Here is a 2,675-nt window from a genome sequence, read left to right on the forward strand (position 1 = left end):
GAGTCGCGTCCTTCTGCGGCGGTTGTTGCGTCGGGGCCGCAGGACGGTCTGTCGTACGAGGTGACGTGGAAGAGTCTGTCGTTGCCGGAGTCGGTGCGTCTTGGGGGCCGGTGGCTGCTCGTCGTGCCCGAACACCTGGACGCGGACGCCACGCGTGTCGCCCACGACGTCCAGCAAACCCTCACCACCCACGGCGCCACCGTGCACACCCTTGCTCTTGCCCCCGCCACAGCGGACTTCGACGGCCGTTTCAACGGGATCTCCGAGGAAGCAACGGACGTCACGGGCATCCTGTCACTCCTCGGACTGGCGGTGGGCCCGCACCCGGAGCACGGCGAGGTATCGCTCGGGGGAGCCGCATCGCTGACGCTGATGCGCCAAGCCCTGCGAGACCGGTTCGGTGTTCCGGTGTGGGCGGTGACGCGGGGTGCGGTGGCCGTGGTGCCCGGTGAGGTGCCGGAGACGGCGGGCGCGCAACTCTGGGCGCTCGGACAGGTTGCCGCTCTTGAAATCCCCGATCGCTGGGGTGGTCTGATCGATCTCCCGGCGGACGCCGACGCGCGGTCGGTGGGTCTGGCGGTGCGGGCACTGGCCGCCGGGATCGCTGCCGGTGAGGATCAGCTGGCGGTGCGGCCCTCGGGCGCCTACGGCCGGCGTCTCGTACGAGCCACTGCCCGCCGGGGACGGAAGGACTGGCGCCCGCGGGGCACGGTGCTGCTGGCCGGGGATCTCGACGCTGTCGGTGAGCCGCTGGCCCGATGGCTGCTCACGGACGGCGCGGACCGTGTCGTGCTCGCCGATCCCGGCCTGACCGAACTTCCGGCCGCGCTCTCGGACGTGGCTCAGCGCGTGACGACCGCTGCGGCGCCCGACCTCGCGGACCGTGCGGTCCTCGCCGCCCTCGTCACCGAGCACACCCCTGCCACGGTGGTCGTCGTTCCGCCCGCGGTGGAACTCGCTCCGCTCGAGAGCACGAGCCCGGCCGATCTCGCGGCGGCGGTCACCGCCAAGTCCGCGACCGCCGCGCACTTCGACGCACTGCTCGACGGGCCACGCGTACCGGAGCTGGTGCTGATCTCCTCAGTTGCCAGGGTCTGGGGTGGTGTCCGGCAGGGTGCGTACGCCGTCGGCGCCGCTCACCTCGATGCCCTGGCCGCCCGCCGCCAAGCCCGGGGTCTGCCGACGGTCTCCGTCGCGTGGACGCCCTGGGCGGGTTCCGTCACCGCGGACGGCTCTGCCGCCGAGTCGCTGCGGCAGTACGGCATCGCTCCGCTGGAGCCCCGCGCCGCACTCGCGGAGCTGAACCGGGCGCTGGGCAGCGGCGCGGGCAACGCCGCGGTGGCCGATGTCGATTGGGAGCAGTTCCTGGCGTCCTTCACCTCCCTACGTCCCAGCGTCCTCTTCGATGAGCTGCCCGAGGTGCGCCGTCTCCGTGAGGCGGAGGCGGCAGCCATGGCGGACCAGGCCGCCCGGATCGGCGCGTCCAGCGGAACGGAGCTGGCGCGCTCCCTGCGTGACAAGCCCCGGAACGCCCAGCGAAAGGCCCTCCTGGAGGTGGTCACCGCCCATGTGGCGGCCGTGCTGGGTGAGGGCGCTCCCGACGCGATCGACCAGAGTCGGGCGTTCAAGGACATCGGCTTCACCTCCATGACCGCGATGGAACTGCGCAACCGGCTCCAGGAGGCCACCGGGCTCACCCTTCCGGCCTCCCTTGTCTTCGACCACCCCCACCCCCGTGCACTCGCCGACCATCTGCGCGAGGAACTACTGGGCGAGGACGATGTGGAACGCGCCGACTCCGAGCCGAACGCCCCGAGCGGTCCGCCTCCGGCGGGCCAGGACGAGCCGATCGCCATCATCGGCATGGCCTGCCGCCTCCCTGGAGACGTCGGAACACCCGACGAGCTCTGGGAGCTGCTCGAAGCCGGCCACGACGCCATCACGAACCTGCCCGTCAACCGGGGCTGGGATGTGGCGGGCCTGTACGACCCGGATCCGGACGCGGCGGGGCGTGCCTACGTCCGGGAGGGCGGCTTCCTCCATGACGCGGGGGAGTTCGACGCGGGGTTCTTCGGCATCTCGCCGCGTGAGGCCCTGGCGATGGACCCACAACAGCGAATCATCCTGGAACTCGCCTGGGAATCGTTCGAACGTGCCGGGCTCGACCCGGCCGGCCGGCGCGGCAGCCGTACCGGCGTGTTCATGGGAACCAACGGTCAGCACTACATGCCGTTGCTGCAGAACGGCAGCGAGAGCTTCGACGGCTACCTCGGCACCGGCAACTCGGCCAGCGTCATGTCGGGCCGTATCTCGTACACCCTCGGCCTGGAGGGGCCGGCGCTGACGGTGGACACGGCGTGTTCGTCGTCGCTGGTCGCGTTGCATCTGGCGGTGCGGGCGCTGCGCAACGGCGAGTGCGACCTCGCCCTCGCCGGTGGTGCGACCGTGATGTCGACGCCGGAGGTGCTCGTGGAGTTCTCCCGGCAGCGAGCAGTCGCCGCCGACGGCCGCTGCAAGGCGTTCTCCGCCTCGGCCGACGGCTTCGGACCGGCTGAGGGCGCGGGCGTGTTGCTCGTGGAGCGGTTGTCGGATGCGGTGCGTCATGGGCGTCGGGTGCTGGCGGTGGTGCGTGGTTCGGCGGTGAACCAGGACGGTGCGAGCAACGGGTTGACGGC

General features: G+C 71.6%; 1 protein-coding gene. It reads left to right on the plus strand.

What is annotated here, in order from left to right; all coding sequences use genetic code 11:
• Nucleotides 1–60: 60 nt before the first annotated feature.
• A partial coding sequence (locus GTY56_RS41070; RefSeq protein ID WP_346345424.1) for a type I polyketide synthase occupies nucleotides 61–2,675 on the plus strand: 2,615 nt, incomplete at its 3' end.

This window comes from Streptomyces sp. SID5643, from assembly GCF_009872555.1.
Taxonomy (GTDB): Bacteria; Actinomycetota; Actinomycetes; order Streptomycetales; family Streptomycetaceae; genus Streptomyces; species Streptomyces iakyrus.